The sequence below is a fragment of the Thiorhodococcus mannitoliphagus genome, assembly GCF_010915725.1.
Taxonomy (GTDB): Bacteria; Pseudomonadota; Gammaproteobacteria; order Chromatiales; family Chromatiaceae; genus Thiorhodococcus; species Thiorhodococcus mannitoliphagus.
Map to the genome: position 1 here is coordinate 1 of NZ_JAAIJR010000114.1, position 16,629 is coordinate 16,629.

Here is a 16,629-nt window from a genome sequence, read left to right on the forward strand (position 1 = left end):
TTTTTTTGTGTGGTCCGCGGGGGGGGGGCGCCCCCCCCCCGCGCGGGGGGGCGGCGGGGGGGGGGGGCCCCCCGCTCCCACGTCGTCTTGCCTGAAGGATAGCTGAGAGGCTCATCGACCGACGGGGCGATCCGACGATCAACGCCGGAGCGACCAGCATTGGGCGACGTCCGAAAAACGCCTTCCCCTCGCAGGACCAAGCGCAGCGCAGGCGCTCGCCACCGGTGCCCCGGGCGCACCTCAATCCTGCGCCATCTGGTATGAGCTTTGCCGGTAACCGCCTTAGCAAGTGTCCATCAATTGTTTCCCGATGCGAGCGATGCCGCACCGAAATCCCCCCTAGCCCCCCTTTGCGAAAGGGGGGAAGTTGTTGATGGACGCTTTCTTAGAGGCTGTCTGGAAATCATCGTAGAGGCCCCTAGGATCCTTGAGGGCGCAAAATGCTCGCAGATGAGTCAAATTTCGATGAAACGTCCGACCATCCAAGGCCGTCGGGATCGGGATCGGGATCGGGATCGGGATCGAACCGACGATAGCGATTCCGATCCCGATAGCGATCCCGATGGCATGACATGACATGACATGACTCGTCGGTCTGAGGCGAAGCCTCCCTAGGAGTTTCCAGACAGCTTCTTAGTTTTCGATCTTGTATTGATGCACGACATCCGTCAGCCGACCGGCGAGGTCTTCGAGATGGCCGGTGGCGCTGACGACGCCATCGGTGCTCTGCAGCGTCTCGGTCGAGAGATGCCGAATGCTCTCAACGTTGCGGTTCATCTCCTCAACGACCGCGCTTTGCTCCTCGGCGGCGGTTGCGATCTGCGCATTCATGTCGTTGATCCGCTCCACCGATTGGGCGATGGAGTCGAGTGAACGGTCGGTATCCCCCGCGGAGCTGACGCTCTGCTCCGCCTGCTCACGCCCACGCTGCATGATGGCCACGGCATTCTGGGCGCCGTCCTGCAGCCGGGCGATCATCTCCTGGATCTCCTGGGTGGACTCCTGGGTGCGTTGAGCGAGCGCTCGCACCTCATCGGCGACGACAGCGAAGCCACGACCCTGCTCGCCCGCCCGAGCGGCCTCGATGGCGGCATTGAGGGCCAGCAGGTTGGTTTGCCCCGCGATGCCGCGGATGACATCAAGGATCTTGCCGATGTTCACCGAATCGGTCTCCAGGCGCGTGATCGTCTGCGCCGCCTCGGTGACGCCATCGGCGAGCTGGCGGATGCCATCGACGCTCTGGCGCACGACCGCGCGGCCGTTTTGCGCGTCGCCGCTCGCCTGATGCGCGGCATCAGCGGCAGCTGAGGTGTTGTTGGCGACTTCGGCGACGGTTGCGGACATCTCGTTCATCGCCGTCGCGACCATGTCCGTTTCCTGATACTGACGTTCCATCAAACTGTGAGTGACGTTGGTCGCCTGCGCGAGCTGCGCGGCGGACTCGGCCACACCCGTCGCGGATTCCTGGATGTGGCCCATCACGGTTGCCAGCCGTGACTGAAGCATCTTGATGGACTGAAGGACCTCAGCCGTTTCGTTGTTGCCCGACACCTGGATCGGCGACGTGAGGTCTCCGCTCGCGATCTTCTTCGCCATGCGCACGCTTTCGGTGATATGGCGAAAGATGCTCCGGGCGCTAATCTGAGCCAGAAGGAGAGCGACGACCAGGGTGCCGAGGCCGACCCAGATGCTCTCCAGCCAGCCAGCAGCCATTGCGCCTAGCCCAACGACGGCGAAGGCAGCGGTCAGCCAGGCGCGATGATTGAGCGCAGGGATTAAACGTCGCGGGAGGTCTTCGAGCTGGCGTTCCACGATCCGGGCGTATAGCCGCGCGGCTGCCTCGACCTGAGCCCGGGTCGGCTTAGTGCGCACCGACTGATAGCCGACGAGGGTGTTACCCTCATAGACTGGCGTGACATAGGCATCCACCCAGTAGTGGTCACCGTTCTTGCAGCGGTTCTTGACGATGCCGCGCCAGGGTTTGCCCTTCTTTACGGTCGCCCAGAGGTCCTTGAAGGCGGCCGGCGGCATGTCCGGGTGACGAATGAGGTTGTGATTGACGCCGATCAGCTCTTGCTCTTCGAAACCGCTGATCTCGATGAAGGCTTTGTTGCAGTAGGTGATGATGCCCTTGGTGTCTGTGGTGGACACGATGACAAGGGAATCGGCGTAGTCGTTCTCGCGGTTCGTGATCGGGAGATTGAGCTTCATGTCCGGTACGCCTGTTGTCGGCTTGGTTACGGTCTTCCCTGTCGCTTTTCGATCGCGTCAATGCTGATCTTTAGAAAATGCCCATCAATTGTTTCCCGATGCGAGCGATGCCGCCCGAAATCCCCCCCACCCCCCTTTGCGAAAGGGGGGAAGTTGTTGATGGACAATCCCTTAATGATACGGAACTCGCGCCAGGCGATGCCGAAAACATCTTTTGCCAAGCGCGCACAATCAGTGTTGCAGGACCTCCTCATGCGCCTGTCGAGCAGAATTCCAGGACGACAGGCGCCTGTCTTGATTGGATTTTACCGCATTCGGCGCGCGATTCTGATCCTGTCTAGCGTTGCGAGCGCAAGCTCAGCGCAGCGCTTTGGGTTCTGCAATCAGGGGCTGATGTCGAGCGCGTGACGTACGCGTGCCGCCAGCTCCGCGGGTGTGCCGGAAATGAGTTCTTCGGGGACCCCAGCCTTTTCCGTCAGATGCCGATGGTCTTCGAAGCCGTAGGAGACCATGAAGGGATGCATGCCCGCACCGATGGCGGCGTGGAAGTCCTTGCGCTCGTCGCCGCAGACGTAAGACCAGGCGGGGCTGATCTGGAAATGCTCGCGGGTGGCGCGGAAGTGCTCGGTTTTTTCACGCCGTAACGGAACATGGATGACGAAGTCCATCTCGTCGGTGTCGATGCCGTGGCGCTTGAACAGACAACGCATGGTCTCGGCGGGCTCATGGGTGATGTTGCGGGTCACGAGCCCGACCTTGACGCGAGGGGCGGCGATCAGCGTCTGAACCAGCTCGGGAATTCCCGGGAAGAGGCGTGCCTCCTCGCGATAGACCTGCGTCAGGGTTTCGATCAGCGCCTTGCGCTTGCGTTTCCCAAGCTGCTTGCTGAGGTTGTTGGGAAGCTCTTTGACGCCCCCGAGGTACTTGAAGATGTGCCGACGCTTCTGGAATTTCGCGAGATCGCCAAGTTGCATGCCGTGCTGGGAGAAGGTCTCCGCAATGGCGGCGAAGGCGTCTACCGTGGTCCCGTCGGCGTCCAGGATGAGGAGCCGCTCGAGACTGTATTCAGAGGTTGTCGGCATCGGTACTTCGGGGCTCTGAGCGCGTGATGTTTCGTCTTGGATGACGGCTGAACTGACTGGCACGGCGCCTCCTTGTGGCGTGGGCGGCGGATCGAGCCGCCCATGACTCCGCGAAAGCGATCGAGGTCTCTGGAGCCTGTGCTTATACGACGAAGAGGACGGCGCTCGCAACGTATGGCTTGTGCTCGAGTCGCGCCGGCACGCGCGCTTCGCATCACAGAAGGCGAGAAACCCTTCACAAAACGCTGGATGCGAGTCACAAAAAAGCTCAATGCGAGCCTGGAGCACCTTTGCACTAAGAAAATGCCCATCAATTGTTTCCCGGTGCGAGCGATGCCGCCCGAAATCCCCCCTAGCCCCCCTTTGCGAAAGGGGGGAAGTTGTTGACGGACGCTTTCTAAGGCAGTGGGATCACCATCCAATCGGATGACTCAATCAATTCGGAGACCTGGATCAATCGGCGGCGAGTCGCGAGCTTTCGGCTCAGCTGCTATTTTGTGTCGAAACGTCGGATGGTCCTGATGCAGGTGCACAGCGGGCTGCGGATCCTGAGCGTAGGCGATCCTGCTGTCTTCCTCGGTTGGGGCAGCCAGGCTTCGAAGTCTCAAGCACCGCGCGCCTGCTCAGTGAGCTGCGCGAGCAGCAGCTCTCGCGGCACCAACCAAGATAAGAAAGTGTCCATCAATTGTTTCCCGATGCGAGCGATGCCGCCCGAAATCCCCCCTGCCCCCCCTTTGCGAAAGGGGGAATTTGTTGATGGACGCTTTCTAAGCTGTCGTATCGGATAAGCCACGGAGATCTCCATGCCGCGTTTCTTCTTGCTGTTCTCTGCCTTGCTGATGTCCGTCGCCATCTCCGCCAGAGACCTGCCTGAGATCCGTGCCGACGGCGTCTTGCGCCACATCGGCATTCCCTACGCCAACTTCATTACCGGCGGCGGGGCTGGGCTTGACCTCGAACTCATCAAGGGCTTCGCTGACTCTCTCGGGCTCGAGTACCAATACGTCCCCTCGACCTGGGCAAGGGTCTTCGGCGATCTGACCGGCCGCAATGCGGCGCGCTCGGAGGACGGAGTGACATGGCTGGATGAGACAGAGGTGCGTGGCGATCTCATCGCCAACGGGATGACCATCCTCGACTGGCGCCGCCAGGTGGTGGACTTCGGGACGCCGACCTTTCCAACGGGCGTCTGGCTGGTGGCCCGCGCGGACTCGGCGATGAGTCCGATCGCGCCATCTGGTCAGCTGAAGATGGATATCGGTCAGGTGCGGGGGCTTCTCGCGGGCCGAACGCTGCTCGCGCTGCCCAACACCTGTTTGGATCCCGGTCTCTATCAGATGTCCGAGACGGGCGCGGAGATTCGCCTTCAGCCGCCCGAGCGCAAGCTCAACGAGATGGTACCCGCCATCCTCAAGCGCGACGCCGAGGCAACCCTGCTGGACGTGCCGGATGCACTCATTGCGCTCGAGCGTTGGCCTGGGCAGATCAAGGTCATCGGCCCCATCTCCGAGCGTCAATTCATGGCGCCCGCCTTTCGTAAGGACGCCCCGCTCCTGCGCGAGGCCTTCAACGCCTATTTCGATGCGCTGACGCGCAGCGGCCGCTACCCTGAAATGGTGCGCAGGCACTATCCAGCGGTCTTCCGCTACTACGAGGATTTCTTTGAGTAAGCCAGACTCACCGCTGTCATCCGATGACCAGACCGATGTCCGCGCACGCGGCCTGCGGCGCAAGATCGCCCTGCTCCTGGGCGGGCTGGTGCTCTGCATCTATGTCGCGCTGCTCCTGGGAACCACCTATCTCGCTCAACGCCAGTTGGTCGCATCGACCGACGCCCGCCAAGCCCTCGAACTCGAGCTGCGTGCAACGGCGCTGAGCTATTTCTACGCCGAGCGCCGGAGCGACATGGTCAACCTGGGGCGCAGCCGCGTCGTCTCGACCTTCTTCGCGAATCGGGATCTGGGCATGTCCATGGCATACGGCCTGCGCGCGAGCCTGCTGGCGGTTCGCGACGCGGCGCTCGAGCTGTTGGACGAACGCCACGTCGGAGAGCGGTACCTCTATCGGCGGATTGTCCTCTTGGATGACGACGGCTCCGTGTTGGCGGATACGTCCAAGCGCGCGGAGCCAGCGTCGCTTGGGCGCGTCCTACCAGCGGCTGGCGTGACTGAGGCCCGCGTGCTCGCAGGCACTGGAGATCATCAGGACGAGGTCTTGATTCAGGCACCCGTCGTCATTCAGGGTCGACGGCGCGGCTCCCTGGTGGCTTGGGTCGACCAGCAGGTCGCGCTGTCGGCGCTGGTGGGTCTGGACCCGACTTCGAATCAAGCCGATCGCTATCGTCTCCTCAGACTCGGCGATGCCCTTTCGGCCAAGGAGCATGCGTCGGAGAGCCGGCGCGCGCTGGTGCAGGGCACGCCCTTTCAACTGGTCGCGCTCACCAGTGCAAGCGCCGAGAGCGGCATCCTAACCTCGCGCTGGCTGCTCGCCGGGTTCGTGGGGATGGCCTTCGCGCTGCTGGCCGGCGGCGCCCTCATCCTGCGCTTTCATGCCCAGAATCTCGTCCTCCATACCCGCATGGAGGTCGAGCGGCTGCAGAGCTTCCGGCTGAGTCGACAGAACGCGCGCCTGCTGCGCGAGATCGAGCGTCGTGAAGAATCCGAGCGCCGTCTTCTTTATCAGACCAGCTATGACGCACTGACGGGACTGCCGAACCGCGCCCTGGCGCTCGACCGCCTGAGTCAAGCCCTGGAGCGCGCCACCCGTGAAGGGCAGAGCGTGATCCTGCTCTATTTGGATCTGGATCACTTCAAGCGCGTCAATGACAGCCTCGGTCATGACGCCGGGGACGTCGTGCTTCAACAGGTGGCGGAGCGTGCCAAGGCCGTACTCAACGAGGGGGATACCTTGGCGCGACTGGCAGCCGATGAGTTCCTCTTCATCTTTCCGGACCGCGCCGAGGTGGGGGAGGTCGAGCTGCGCGCCGCACGGATTCTGCAACGCCTGGATGCCCCCTTTGTCGCCCAAGGCCGTGAGATCCCGCTCAGCGCCTGCGTGGGCTGCGCCGTCGGCGTGCGCGACGGCGAGACGGCCGACGACCTGCTCAAACACGCCGACCTCGCCATGAAGCAGGCCAAGGCCACCGGGCCGGGTGTCTTCCGCACTTATCAGCAGGGACTGGACAAGCATGCCAAGGAAAATCTCGAGATTGCCAGCCTGCTGCGTGGTGCCGCCGACCGGGGGGAGCTGGAGCTGCACTTTCAGCCCTTGATGGATTTGCGCAGCGGCAAGCCCGTGGCTGCGGAGGCCCTGCTGCGTTGGACCAGCCCCGAGCTTGGTTCGGTGTCGCCTGGGCGCTTCATTCCGGTCGCCGAAGAAGCCGGGCTGATTCGCAAGCTGGGTGCTTGGGTCCTGCAGAATGCCTGCCTGAGCGCTGCCGCGTGGCAGTCGGTCGCGCCCTGCCGGGTCGCTGTCAACGTCTCCTCACTCCAGCTCCAAGCGCCGCAGGAATTCCTCGACTGCATCGAGCAGGCACTGGCCATTTCCAATCTATCGCCGAGACTGCTCGAGCTTGAGATCACCGAAGGCGTGCTGCTGGCGGATCGCCGCGATATCGCCAATCTGCTCGACACCCTGGATGGGATGGGTGTGCATCTATCGCTGGACGACTTCGGCACCGGCTATTCCGCGCTGAGCTATCTCAGGCGCTTCCCCTTCCATGTCCTCAAGATCGATCGCAGCTTCATCGCGGACGTCCCCGAGACCGAGGAAGACGCCGAACTCACCCGTGCCATTGTCGCCATGGGACAGGCGCTTGGACTGACGGTGCTCGCTGAGGGCGTGGAGCGGGCTGAACAGGCCGACTTCCTGACCGCTGCTGGCTGTGACCTCGTCCAAGGCTTCCTTTATAGTCGCCCGCTCCCGCTCGACGCTTTCACGGCCTTGATCGGATCTGGGGAGCTAGCCCTCGCCTCGGCCTGAAGTTCACCAGCAGGGACCTTGGCTCATGCGCATCGGTCAGCACGCAGGGCAAGAACAGATCGCTTCAGACTGGAAGCGCGCACCAGGACGACTGTGAAAATCCAATCTTTGGTGGCTGGTGGCCTGCCCAAAATAAAGAACCCCCGAGGTCCTGGGGTGGGGGCCTCGAGGGAACGCTCCCCCGGCTTGGGGTCGCCGGGGCGTGGAACTGCCATCCAGGGGGAAGATGGACAGTCCCCTTTCGCTCATTCTTTATGACTCGAACGAATTGACTTAGTTCCTGAGTTCATCAGTGGGCCGCATCCCAGTTCTCGCCGATCCCGATCTCCACGAGCAGGGGCACGGCGAGCTTGGCCGCGCCTTCCATGGCGGTACGGATGTGCTCGCGGGCGTCCTCGATGGCATCCTCCGCGACCTCGAAGACCAGCTCGTCATGCACCTGCATGATCATGCTGACGGGCGGCTTTTCCGTGCTCAGCCACTGGTCCACAGCGATCATGGCGCGCTTGATGATGTCCGCCGCCGTGCCTTGCATGGGCGCATTGATGGCGGTGCGCTCGGCGGCCGCTCGGCGGTTCTGGTTGCTGTGGTTGATGTCGGTGAGGTAGAGCCGGCGGCCGAACAGCGTCTCCACGTATTTGTCGTCGTGGGCCTGTGCCCGGGTGCGCTCCATGAAGTCCTTGACGCCCGGATAGCGATGGAAATAGCGGTCCACGTATGCCTGGGCCTCGCCGCGCTCGATGCCGAGCTGGCGCGCCAGCCCGAAGGCGGACATGCCGTAGATGAGCCCGAAGTTGATCGCCTTGGCGGAGCGGCGCTGCTCGCTGCTGACCTCCTCCGGAGGCAGCCCGAGGATCTCGGCGGCGGTAGCGCGATGGATGTCCTGACCGCTCGCGAAGGCGTCGAGCAGACGCGCATCGCCTGAGAGCTGCGCCATGATCCGCAGCTCGATCTGCGAATAGTCCGCGGCAAGCACCAGGTGGCCGGGCTCGGCGACGAAGGCGCGCCGGATGCGTCGCCCCTCGTCCGTGCGGATGGGGATGTTCTGCAGGTTGGGATCGCTGGAGGACAAGCGTCCGGTGGCGGCGACGGCCTGATGATAAGAGGTGTGAACCCGCCCGGTGTCAGGATTGATCATCTGCCGCAGCTTGTCGGTATAGGTCGACTTGAGCTTGGAGAGTCCTCGGTATTTGAGGATGAGGTCCGGGAGGTCATAGCCCTTCGCGGCCAGCTGCTCGAGCACGTCCTCAGAGGTCGAGGGCGCGCCCTTGGGCGTCTTGGCGATGATGGGCAGGCCGAGTTCCTCGAAGAAGATGGCCCCAATCTGCTTCGGTGAGCCCATGTTGAAGCGTCGCCCGGCGACGTCGTAGGCCTGGGTCTCCAGCGCGAGGATGCGCTCGGCGAGCTCCTGGCTCTGCTGGGCGAGCAGGCCACTGTCGATGCGCACCCCGGTGCGCTCCATGCGCGAGAGGATGCCAACCAGCGGCATCTCGATCTGCCGGTAGAGGTCGGCGAGCGAGGCGGTTGCCTCCAGCTTGGGCCAGAGGCAGCGGTGCAGACGCAGGGTGATGTCTGCGTCCTCTGCCGCGTAAGGTCCCGCTTGGTCCAGCGCGATCTGGTCGAAGGTGAGCTGCTTGACGCCTTTCCCGGCGATGTCCTCGAAACGGACGGTGTCGTAGTCCAGGTAACGCTTGGCGAGCGCGTCCATCGAATGCCGAGTTGCCGTGCTGTCGAGGACATAGCTCTCGAGCATGGTGTCATCTTCGATGCCCCGCATGCTGATGTCGTAGCGCGCGAGCACGCTCATGTCGTACTTGAGGTTCTGCCCGACCTTGGCCTTGCCGGGGTCTTCGAGCAGGGGCTTGAGTCGCGCGAGGACCTGGTCGCGGTCGAGTTGATCCGGCGCACCCGGATAGCGGTGTGCCAGGGGGACATAGGCGGCCTCGCCCGGCTCGATGGCGAAGGACAGGCCGACCAGCTCGGCGCGCATGTAGTCGAGATCCGTGGTCTCCGTGTCGAAGGCGAAGCGTTCGGCGGCCTCGATCCGCTCGACCCAGCGGTCGAAGGCATCCTGCGTCAGCACGAGGTCGTAGGCGGCCTGCGGCATTGTGGCCGGGGCGGTGCCGCCGCTCGCGGCATCGACTCCTGTCCCTCCAATCCCTGTCCCTCCGTCCAGGGTCCCCAGCAGCCGACGCGACTCGATCCGCTGATACCAGGTTCGCAAGGATTCCTCGTCCGCCGGTTTCGGTCGTAGATCCGCTGGGGCGAGGTCGAGGTGGACATCGCGCTTGATGGTCGTGAGCTGGCGTGAGAGCGGCAGCTGATCCAGCGCGGCGCGCAGATTTTCGCCGACCTTGCCCTTGATGCTGTCGGCATTGGCGATGACTCCATCGAGATCGCCGTGCTCGTGGATCCACTTGGCGGCGGTCTTGGGGCCGCATTTGGGCACGCCTGGAATATTGTCGACGCTGTCGCCCATGAGGCTGAGATAGTCGACGATACGCTCCGGCGGAACGCCGAACTTTTCCTTGACCCCGGCGGGGTCGAGCACCGTCTCGCTCATGGTATTGACCAGGGTGACGTGCGCGTCGACCAGCTGAGCCATGTCCTTGTCGCCGGTGGAGATCAAGGTCTCCATGCCCTGTGCGGCGGCCTGAGTCGCCAGGGTCCCGATGACGTCATCCGCCTCGACGTCCGGCACCACCAGGAGCGGCAGACCCATAGCCTTGATGATGTCCTGCAAGGGCTGAATCTGCTGGCGCAGGTCGTCCGGCATCGCCGGGCGGTTGGCCTTGTAGTCGGCGTAGAGGTCGTTGCGAAAGCTCTTGCCGGAGGCGTCGAAGACCACGCCGATGTATTCCGGCTGGTGCTCGTCGACCAGCTTGCGCAGCATGTTGATCACGCCCACCAGGGCCCCGGTCGGCTCCCCCTTGGAGTTGGTCAGCTTGGGCAAGGCGTGATAGGCGCGGAAGAGGTAGCCGGAGGCATCGACCAGGATCAGTGGGTACTTTTTCGCCATTCTGGGTCTCGTCTATGGACGCCGGTCTGTCCCGGAGCCTGTTCGTGGTTGACCCGGAAGTATGCAGGATCAGGCCGGCGAAGGGCATGCTTGCGCCTCTAGGAGCCTGTCCGACTTAGGATGAATCGGCTGCGGAATCGGGAGAACGGTCCCTTTCGCCCCGCTTTTTCGTTACATAGAACCACTATGCGCCTCAAAACCGGAACGAAATGGCCTCGCTCTCCCACTTCCTCGCTTCGATCCCCCCAAGTCGGACAGGCTCCTAGCGAATGTCCTCGATCGAGTGCTCTTTGATCATAATCTTGGGCGTGATCAGGGCGTAGCCCTGGAGCTGCCAGTGCGCAAGCTCGGCGATGGCGGAGGGCACGATCTCGATGAAGTCGTAGAAGTCCTTGGTTTGATAGCCGTAGTCCTGTGCCGCGATGCCGCAAACCTTGAACTTCACGCCCAAGGATGCGTAGTACTTCATGCGCTCGACCGCGTCTCTGTAGGTTTCATAGTTGTGCTTGACCGTCGCGACGACTTCGGTGCCGTGGATGACGACCACGATGTCCATGAACTCGGGTGCGTAGTCGTAGGGCGCGGCCATGAGCGGGTTCATGAGCGATCGGATCCAGTAGAGCGCCGGGTTGATCTTGGCCGGATCTTCCAGGTAGAAGTCCATGACGACCTTGGGCTCGCCATAGGGCGTCGCGACGACCTTGGCCTCGGATGACGCCAATCGCGGCATGATCAGCAGGGCGGCGAAGAATGCAATCAGCGCGGTCGCACGGATAGGGCTCATGGTAGGCTCCCTGGTTGTGGGCTCGAGTCAGCGGGTGCTCCGAGACGGGCTCCTTCATGTCGCTGGATCCCGCGTGAAGTAAGGTGCTTGGCTCAGGCGAGCTGTCGGCGCGTCACAGGCTTCTTGCTCTGGGCCAGAGCGCGAGGCCGATGAAGATCACGCCCCCCGCCGGAAGCAGCAGTCCGGGCATCCAGCCGATTGCGATCCAGGTGGCACCACTCAGGACGCACCACAGCAAGGGGATCGTCGCGAGCGGCCAGGTGAAGCGGTCCGTCATCAGCAGACATCCGAGCGTGACCAGGGCCGTTGGATCTGGGGCGGTGCCAAAGACCTGGGTCTCCCGCCAGGAGAGCTGCGTGACGAGCGGCAGCAGGGGATAGAGCAGCAGGCCCAGGAGCCCAAGCCCTGCCCCAACCCACATCCTGATCCAATCGCGGTCCCTGGGTGCGGTCCTCGGGCGGGCGGGCAGGGCGAGCGTCAGCAGCAGGAGCTCCTCGACGACGAAGATCCAGCCCGCGTACTTGGCCGCCCAATTCAGCTCGGCGTGGAGCATCAAGTGGAAGGTGACGCCGACCCAGATCCAGGACAGGCCCAGCAAGATGCCTGGGATGCGCGTCTGACCTTGTCTGAGGAACCAGATGGCGAGCAGGCCCAGTGGGACAGCCAAGAGCTGCGACGGCCAGACGCTGAGGTTGTGTCGCGCGAAGAGGCGGAAGTAGACCTCGGGCTCGACCGGGATGAAGTCCACCAGGGCGTAGGTCCCGAGCGTTTCCATCAGCCTCGATGCGGGAGGTTCAAATGCAGGTTCCAGGATCAGCGTCCTAGGCGGCCTGGATGGCCGCGAGCATCCGTGCGCGGAGCTTGGCATCGGGCAGGTCCCCGATGGCGGCGCCCATATTCTCCTGCATGTGGTCGACGCGGGTCGTGGCTGGGATGGCGCAAGTGACGGCGGGGTGCGAAACGATCCATTTGAGCACCAACTGCGGCCAGTTGTGGCAGCCGACCTCTGCGGCCCATGCTGGCAGGGGGCCGCCGCTGCGCTGGAGTGTGTCGACGAGGCTGCCGCCACGGAACGGACGGTTGGCGATGACGGCGATGCCCCTTTCTCGAGCCAGTGGCAGGAGGCGGGTCTCGACCTCGCGGTCCACGGGGTTGTAGGTCAGCTGCACGAAATCCAGCGCCTGGCTGCGCATCACCTGCTCCAACTCCCGATGCCGCCGACCGTGCGAGGTGGTCACGCCGATGTAGCGGACCTCGCCGCTCGCCTTCATGTCGGCGAGTGTTTCGAGATGCGCCTCCCAGCTCAGCAGATTATGGACCTGCAGGAGGTCGAAGCGGCGGGTGCGCCACTTGGCCGCGGATATCTCGGTCTGCGCTCTGGTCTGGTCCCCATCTCGCGTCCAGACCTTGTCTGCGGAGAAGCACTGCTCAGGATGTCCGAGCTGATCGAGCGCATCGCCGAGCACGTCCTGAGACGAGCCGTACATGGGAGAGGAGTCGACCAGCTGTCCTCCGCCGGCGAAGAAGGCCCGCAGAACCTCCGTGCGTGCATCCCGAAGCGGCCTGTCGCTGCCGACGTTGAAGCTCTGCCAGGTCCCCATGCCGATCACGGTCAGGGCTTCGTTAGACGACGGGATGGGCTTTCGGACAGGCTGCCGATCGGGCGTGGCAGCGCCGCCGAGCCTCCAGGTGGTCGCCGTTGCGGCCGCCGCCGCGAATAGCTTGATCAGGCTTCGGCGGTTCATCCTGGCCATCTCATTCCTGTGTCGAATCGAGGCTCATTGACCTTCAGCAGACGGAGTCGCGGACTCCGGCTGAGACGCTTCCCCTGTGGCGCGTGACGGCTCACGTCGCAGACGTCGGATTGCGGCGAGCTGCCAGAGGCAGAAGGCCATTGCGCTGCCGAAGAAGAGTACGGCTTGCAAGCCTTTGAAGACCCCATAGTCCATCGCATCATCCTCGTGTGGGTGCATGATTGCGCGAATATCATTGGTATCCATCACGACCGCACCGCGCTGGAGATCGCGCGCCGGACGTTTCATTTCGTGCTAAGAAAGCGTCCATCAACAACTTCCCCTCTTTCGCAAAGGGGGGCTAGGGGGATTTCGGGCGGCATCGCTCGCATCGGGAAACAATTGATGGACATTTGCTAAGTCGTTCCCGAAGTGCCTGGGATCAACATCAAAGATCACGCGGAATCCTGCTTCTGGTCTAGAACCTCGGCGCGGCGTCCGGACGGACGCGCTCAATCGGCGGCTTGAGTGCATGGGTGCTGCCCTTGGTCGCCCAAGCTGAGTTGTCAGCCTAGCGCCTCTGACGCAAGAATGGGCTCATGCCGACCTCGAAGCCCCTTCTGCCGCGCCTTAGGTTGTCCATGGAGTCTGTCAGACTCCGCGTCTCCCGCCCGGATGCGCTCTTGTGGCACGGCGCGATCGGGCTGATTACCGGTCTGGTTGCCGGCTCCGTGATCGTCGCCTTTCGGTTGGTGGTCGAGGGTTCGCAAGCGGCCATGCTGCCCGAGCATGGCGAGAACTACGAGGCGCTGTCGCTCCTGGCGCGGCTGCTGCTGCCCATCCTGGGCGCCTTGCTCATCGCCCTGCTATTCCTGCGCTTTGCCAAGGGGATCTATGTGCTGGGCGTGGCCCGTGTCATGGAGCGGATGGAGTACCACCAGGGACACATGACGTGGCGTGGTTTCGCGCTGCAGTTCCTCGGGGCGGCGATCGCCATCATCAGTGGGCATTCGGTCGGGCGCGAGGGGCCGCACGTCTATCTGGGCGCTGCCAGCGGCAGTCTGCTCGGGCAAGGCTTGTCCCTCCCCAACAACAGCATTCGCACCATGGCCGCCTGCGGGACGGCGGCAGGCATCGCCGCCTCCTTCAATACGCCGTTAGCTGGCGTGATGTTTGCCTTGGAGGTGCTGGCGCTGCAGTACAGCATCTCGGCATTCATCCCCATCATCCTGGCCGCCGTCAGTGCCAATGCCGTCTCGGTCGGTGTCTTCGGCAGCTCGCCCACCTTCCAGGTTCCGCCCTTCGTGATGACCTCACTGGCGGATTTGCTGCCAGTGCTGCTGCTCGGCCTGATTGCAGGGGCCGTGTCGGCCTCCTATGTGCAGTCCCTCCAGACCATTGCGCGCCTGAGTAAGGACATCAGCTTCTTCTTGCGCATCTGCATTGCCGGTGTGGTGGCCGGCATTGCCGGGGTGCTCGTCCCCGAGGTGATGGGGCTCGGCTATGACACCCAGCGCAGCCTGCTGCTCGAGCAATGGCCCTGGACCTTTCTGCTTGTTCTGCTCGGCGCCAAGCTGTTCGCGACCTCCACCAGCGTGGGGCTTGGCATTCCGGGCGGGACCATTGGGCCGGCGCTCTTCATGGGGGCCATCATCGGCAGCCTGACCGGCGTCCTTGCCGGTCAGTTCATCGAGATCGATGCGACCCATGCACGCTTCTATGTCTTGCTCGGCATGGGCGCCATGATGGGGGCAAGTCTGCAGGCCCCGCTCGCGGCCTTGACCGCCGTGGTCGAGCTGTCCCACAGCCCGGGGGTCATCATGCCGGGCATGCTGACCATCATTCTCGCCGCCATGACGTCCCGCCAGGGCTTTGGCAAGGACTCGCTCTTTCTCACCATGCTGCGCGCCAATGGACTGGACTACCGCGCCAACCCCATCGTCGAGGCACTGCGTCGCAGCGGCGTCGGCAGTGTCATGAGCACGAGCTTTACGCGCCAGGATCCTGTGCTCAGCCGCGACAAGGCCGAACAGCTCATCAACGCCTCACCGGATTGGGTCCTGGTCGACAAGAACGGCGCGCCGGCCTACCTCATCCCAGGCATTGCCATCGCCACCTTCCTCTCGCATACCAAGGATGCCGGTGAGGTGGACCTGCTCGCCATACCCGCGGATCGTCTCGAGCTGGCCCCCGTGCATCTTCAGGCCACGCTGCAGGAGGCACTGGATACCCTCAAATCGCGAGGCGCGGACGCGCTCTACGTTCAGCGTCCAATCGCACCAGGGATCAATCACATCTACGGCGTGCTGACGCGTGGGCGAATCGAATCGGCCTATCGCTACTAAACAGCGCTGCCCGAGCGGCTTGGAATCGCCATCGAAATGTGCTCGTATTGCACGCCCATACACCGATCGCGTCCATTAGCCCTGTTGCGGATGCCGGCGTAGGGACAGGCTGCCGTCTTTCCTGATGACGTTGCGTTGAAGCCTCAGGCAATGGCTCCACTTCCATCAAGTCTTCACAACTCCGATGAGGAAAGCCCTATGCGTATCATGACCAGTTGCAAGACCATCACCTTCTTTGCCGCCTTCTTCCTCTTCGCCGGCACCGCCTTCGCCGAAGGGCTCAGCGGCATGGCCCAGGGGGCGATGATGGACTCCATGAAAGAAAAAGCCATCGACCAGGGCTCGGAGATGGCGACCGACCAGGCGAAGAGTGCCATGGGCCTAAAGGGCGACGCCGATGAGGCTAAGGAGGACGAAAGCGAATCAGAAGCCAAGGAGTAGCGGAGCCTTCCAGACGGCTCGCCCTGAAGGGGTGAGTCCATGCCTGCAACTCCGGATAGGGCCGCCAGGTAGCCAACGGCTCTACCCGGAGTTCAGGGGCTCGCTGAGCGATTTCCACGCGAACATTTTCGACTAACTCGACTTTGGCCATTTTCCCCGGCTGGCAATCTCTTTTTTATCAAGAGGTTACGATGCGTGAAAAAATTAACGAGGGGTCCAGTTTCGGCGTTCGGGCCTCCCGACCCCCTCTAATTTTCAGCCCTCACGATACTTCAAGCAGTTAGCTCTCTGGGAGACTGCCAAAATGGCCAAAGTCGAGGACTAAGAAAGCGCCCATCAATTGTTTCCCGATGCGAGCGATGCCGCCCGAAATCCCCCCTAGCCCCCTTTGCGAAAGGGGGGAAGTTGTTGATGGTCACTTTCTAAGCAAGTGTCCATCAATTGTTTCTCGATGCGAGCGATGCCGCCAGAAATCCCCCTAGCCCCCCTTTGCGAAAGGGGGGAAGTTGTTGATGGACGCTTTTTAAGAAAGTGTTCGTCAATGGTTTCCCGATGCGAGCGATGTCGCCCGAAATGCCCCCTCGCCCCCCTTTGTAAAAGGGGGGAAGTTGACGCGCATCCGATGAGCTGATCATCTGGCTCAATGGCGTCGGATTGCACATCTCCAGGGAGGCGATGAAGCCATTGATCGACCCGTCTCATAGCCTCGATCATCCGTTGGTCCAACCGCGCGATCGGTGGCAGCGGCGCCCCCACGTGGCTTTGCCTGAACGATATGCGGTGCCTACTCAACCAACTGGGCGCTATGAGCTTTGCAGCAATCGCCTCAGTCTCTCGACGCTACTGGTCTTTCTGTCCCTAGCCTTCTGGAGCTATTTTCTGGGCTCCGCCGACATGTTTCTGTCTGTTCCACTAACCATGGCGCTCAAGACTGGCAAGAGTGGGACGGCGACTTAGGTGATTTCCGAATAACAGTTTACCCGGTTAAGATGGGATTTACTCAACAGACTGACCCTATCGAGTCCGACCATGT

The 16,629-nt window shown here is 62.8% G+C and carries 11 protein-coding genes; 4 read left to right on the forward strand and 7 right to left on the reverse strand.

What is annotated here, in order from left to right:
- Positions 1-633: 633 nt before the first annotated feature.
- A complete protein-coding gene (locus G3480_RS20395; protein WP_164655734.1) occupies positions 634-2,211 on the reverse strand; it encodes a methyl-accepting chemotaxis protein in 1,578 nt (525 codons plus the stop codon).
- 383 nt (positions 2,212-2,594) lie between these two features.
- Complete coding sequence (locus tag G3480_RS20400) at positions 2,595-3,293, reverse strand: HAD family hydrolase (RefSeq protein ID WP_164655735.1); 699 nt, start codon at positions 3,291-3,293, stop codon at positions 2,595-2,597.
- Between the two features lie 803 nt (positions 3,294-4,096).
- Between G3480_RS20400 and G3480_RS20405 the strand changes: the two genes are divergently transcribed.
- Both G3480_RS20405 and G3480_RS20410 read left to right on the forward strand, forming a co-directional pair.
- Positions 4,097-4,963: a transporter substrate-binding domain-containing protein gene (locus G3480_RS20405; protein ID WP_206171811.1), complete on the forward strand. Its 867-nt coding sequence runs from the start codon at positions 4,097-4,099 to the stop codon at positions 4,961-4,963.
- Entirely contained in the window at positions 4,956-7,274 is a 2,319-nt protein-coding gene (locus tag G3480_RS20410) for a putative bifunctional diguanylate cyclase/phosphodiesterase (RefSeq protein ID WP_164655736.1), read from the forward strand. Before G3480_RS20405 ends, G3480_RS20410 begins: the two co-directional genes overlap by 8 nt.
- A 289-nt stretch (positions 7,275-7,563) precedes the next feature.
- Here G3480_RS20410 and polA read toward each other — a convergent pair whose 3' ends face one another.
- From polA to G3480_RS20435, 5 genes are all read right to left on the reverse strand, one after another.
- Positions 7,564-10,293 (reverse strand): DNA polymerase I, encoded by a 2,730-nt coding sequence (gene polA / locus G3480_RS20415; RefSeq protein ID WP_164655737.1) that lies wholly within the window; start codon positions 10,291-10,293, stop codon positions 7,564-7,566.
- 262 nt (positions 10,294-10,555) lie between these two features.
- Entirely contained in the window at positions 10,556-11,077 is a 522-nt protein-coding gene (locus tag G3480_RS20420) for a DsrE family protein (RefSeq protein WP_206171812.1), read from the reverse strand.
- Positions 11,078-11,189: 112 nt separating this feature from the next.
- The gene (locus G3480_RS20425) at positions 11,190-11,852 is read right to left on the reverse strand and encodes a DUF6064 family protein (RefSeq protein ID WP_164655738.1); all 663 of its coding nucleotides are present in this window, start codon (positions 11,850-11,852) and stop codon (positions 11,190-11,192) included.
- Between the two features lie 46 nt (positions 11,853-11,898).
- A complete protein-coding gene (locus tag G3480_RS20430; RefSeq protein ID WP_420824634.1) occupies positions 11,899-12,822 on the reverse strand; it encodes an aldo/keto reductase in 924 nt (307 codons plus the stop codon).
- Between the two features lie 33 nt (positions 12,823-12,855).
- Positions 12,856-13,077 (reverse strand): hypothetical protein, encoded by a 222-nt coding sequence (locus G3480_RS20435; RefSeq protein WP_164655740.1) that lies wholly within the window; start codon positions 13,075-13,077, stop codon positions 12,856-12,858.
- A gap of 332 nt (positions 13,078-13,409) precedes the next feature.
- On the opposite strand from G3480_RS20435, the gene G3480_RS20440 reads away from it, so the two are divergent.
- Together G3480_RS20440 and G3480_RS20445 are read left to right on the forward strand one after the other, a co-directional pair.
- On the forward strand, positions 13,410-15,155 hold the full coding sequence (locus G3480_RS20440; protein ID WP_164655741.1) for a chloride channel protein: 1,746 nt from the start codon (positions 13,410-13,412) through the stop codon (positions 15,153-15,155).
- A gap of 198 nt (positions 15,156-15,353) precedes the next feature.
- The gene (locus tag G3480_RS20445; RefSeq protein ID WP_164655742.1) at positions 15,354-15,596 is read left to right on the forward strand and encodes a hypothetical protein; all 243 of its coding nucleotides are present in this window, start codon (positions 15,354-15,356) and stop codon (positions 15,594-15,596) included.
- Positions 15,597-16,629 lie beyond the last annotated feature (1,033 nt).

What these genes read in the sequence shown, in the direction of transcription:
- polA (WP_164655737.1), bottom strand. Translation starts at nt 10,293, where the DNA reads ATGGCGAAAAAGTACCCACTGATCCTGGTCGATGCCTCCGGCTACCTC.
- G3480_RS20420 (WP_206171812.1), bottom strand. Translation starts at nt 11,077, where the DNA reads ATGAGCCCTATCCGTGCGACCGCGCTGATTGCATTCTTCGCCGCCCTG.
- G3480_RS20395 (WP_164655734.1), bottom strand. Translation starts at nt 2,211, where the DNA reads ATGAAGCTCAATCTCCCGATCACGAACCGCGAGAACGACTACGCCGAT.
- G3480_RS20425 (WP_164655738.1), bottom strand. Translation starts at nt 11,852, where the DNA reads ATGGAAACGCTCGGGACCTACGCCCTGGTGGACTTCATCCCGGTCGAG.
- G3480_RS20440 (WP_164655741.1), top strand. Translation starts at nt 13,410, where the DNA reads ATGCCGACCTCGAAGCCCCTTCTGCCGCGCCTTAGGTTGTCCATGGAG.
- G3480_RS20400 (WP_164655735.1), bottom strand. Translation starts at nt 3,293, where the DNA reads ATGCCGACAACCTCTGAATACAGTCTCGAGCGGCTCCTCATCCTGGAC.
- G3480_RS20405 (WP_206171811.1), top strand. Translation starts at nt 4,097, where the DNA reads ATGCCGCGTTTCTTCTTGCTGTTCTCTGCCTTGCTGATGTCCGTCGCC.
- G3480_RS20435 (WP_164655740.1), bottom strand. Translation starts at nt 13,077, where the DNA reads ATGGATACCAATGATATTCGCGCAATCATGCACCCACACGAGGATGAT.
- G3480_RS20445 (WP_164655742.1), top strand. Translation starts at nt 15,354, where the DNA reads ATGCGTATCATGACCAGTTGCAAGACCATCACCTTCTTTGCCGCCTTC.
- G3480_RS20430 (WP_420824634.1), bottom strand. Translation starts at nt 12,822, where the DNA reads ATGAACCGCCGAAGCCTGATCAAGCTATTCGCGGCGGCGGCCGCAACG.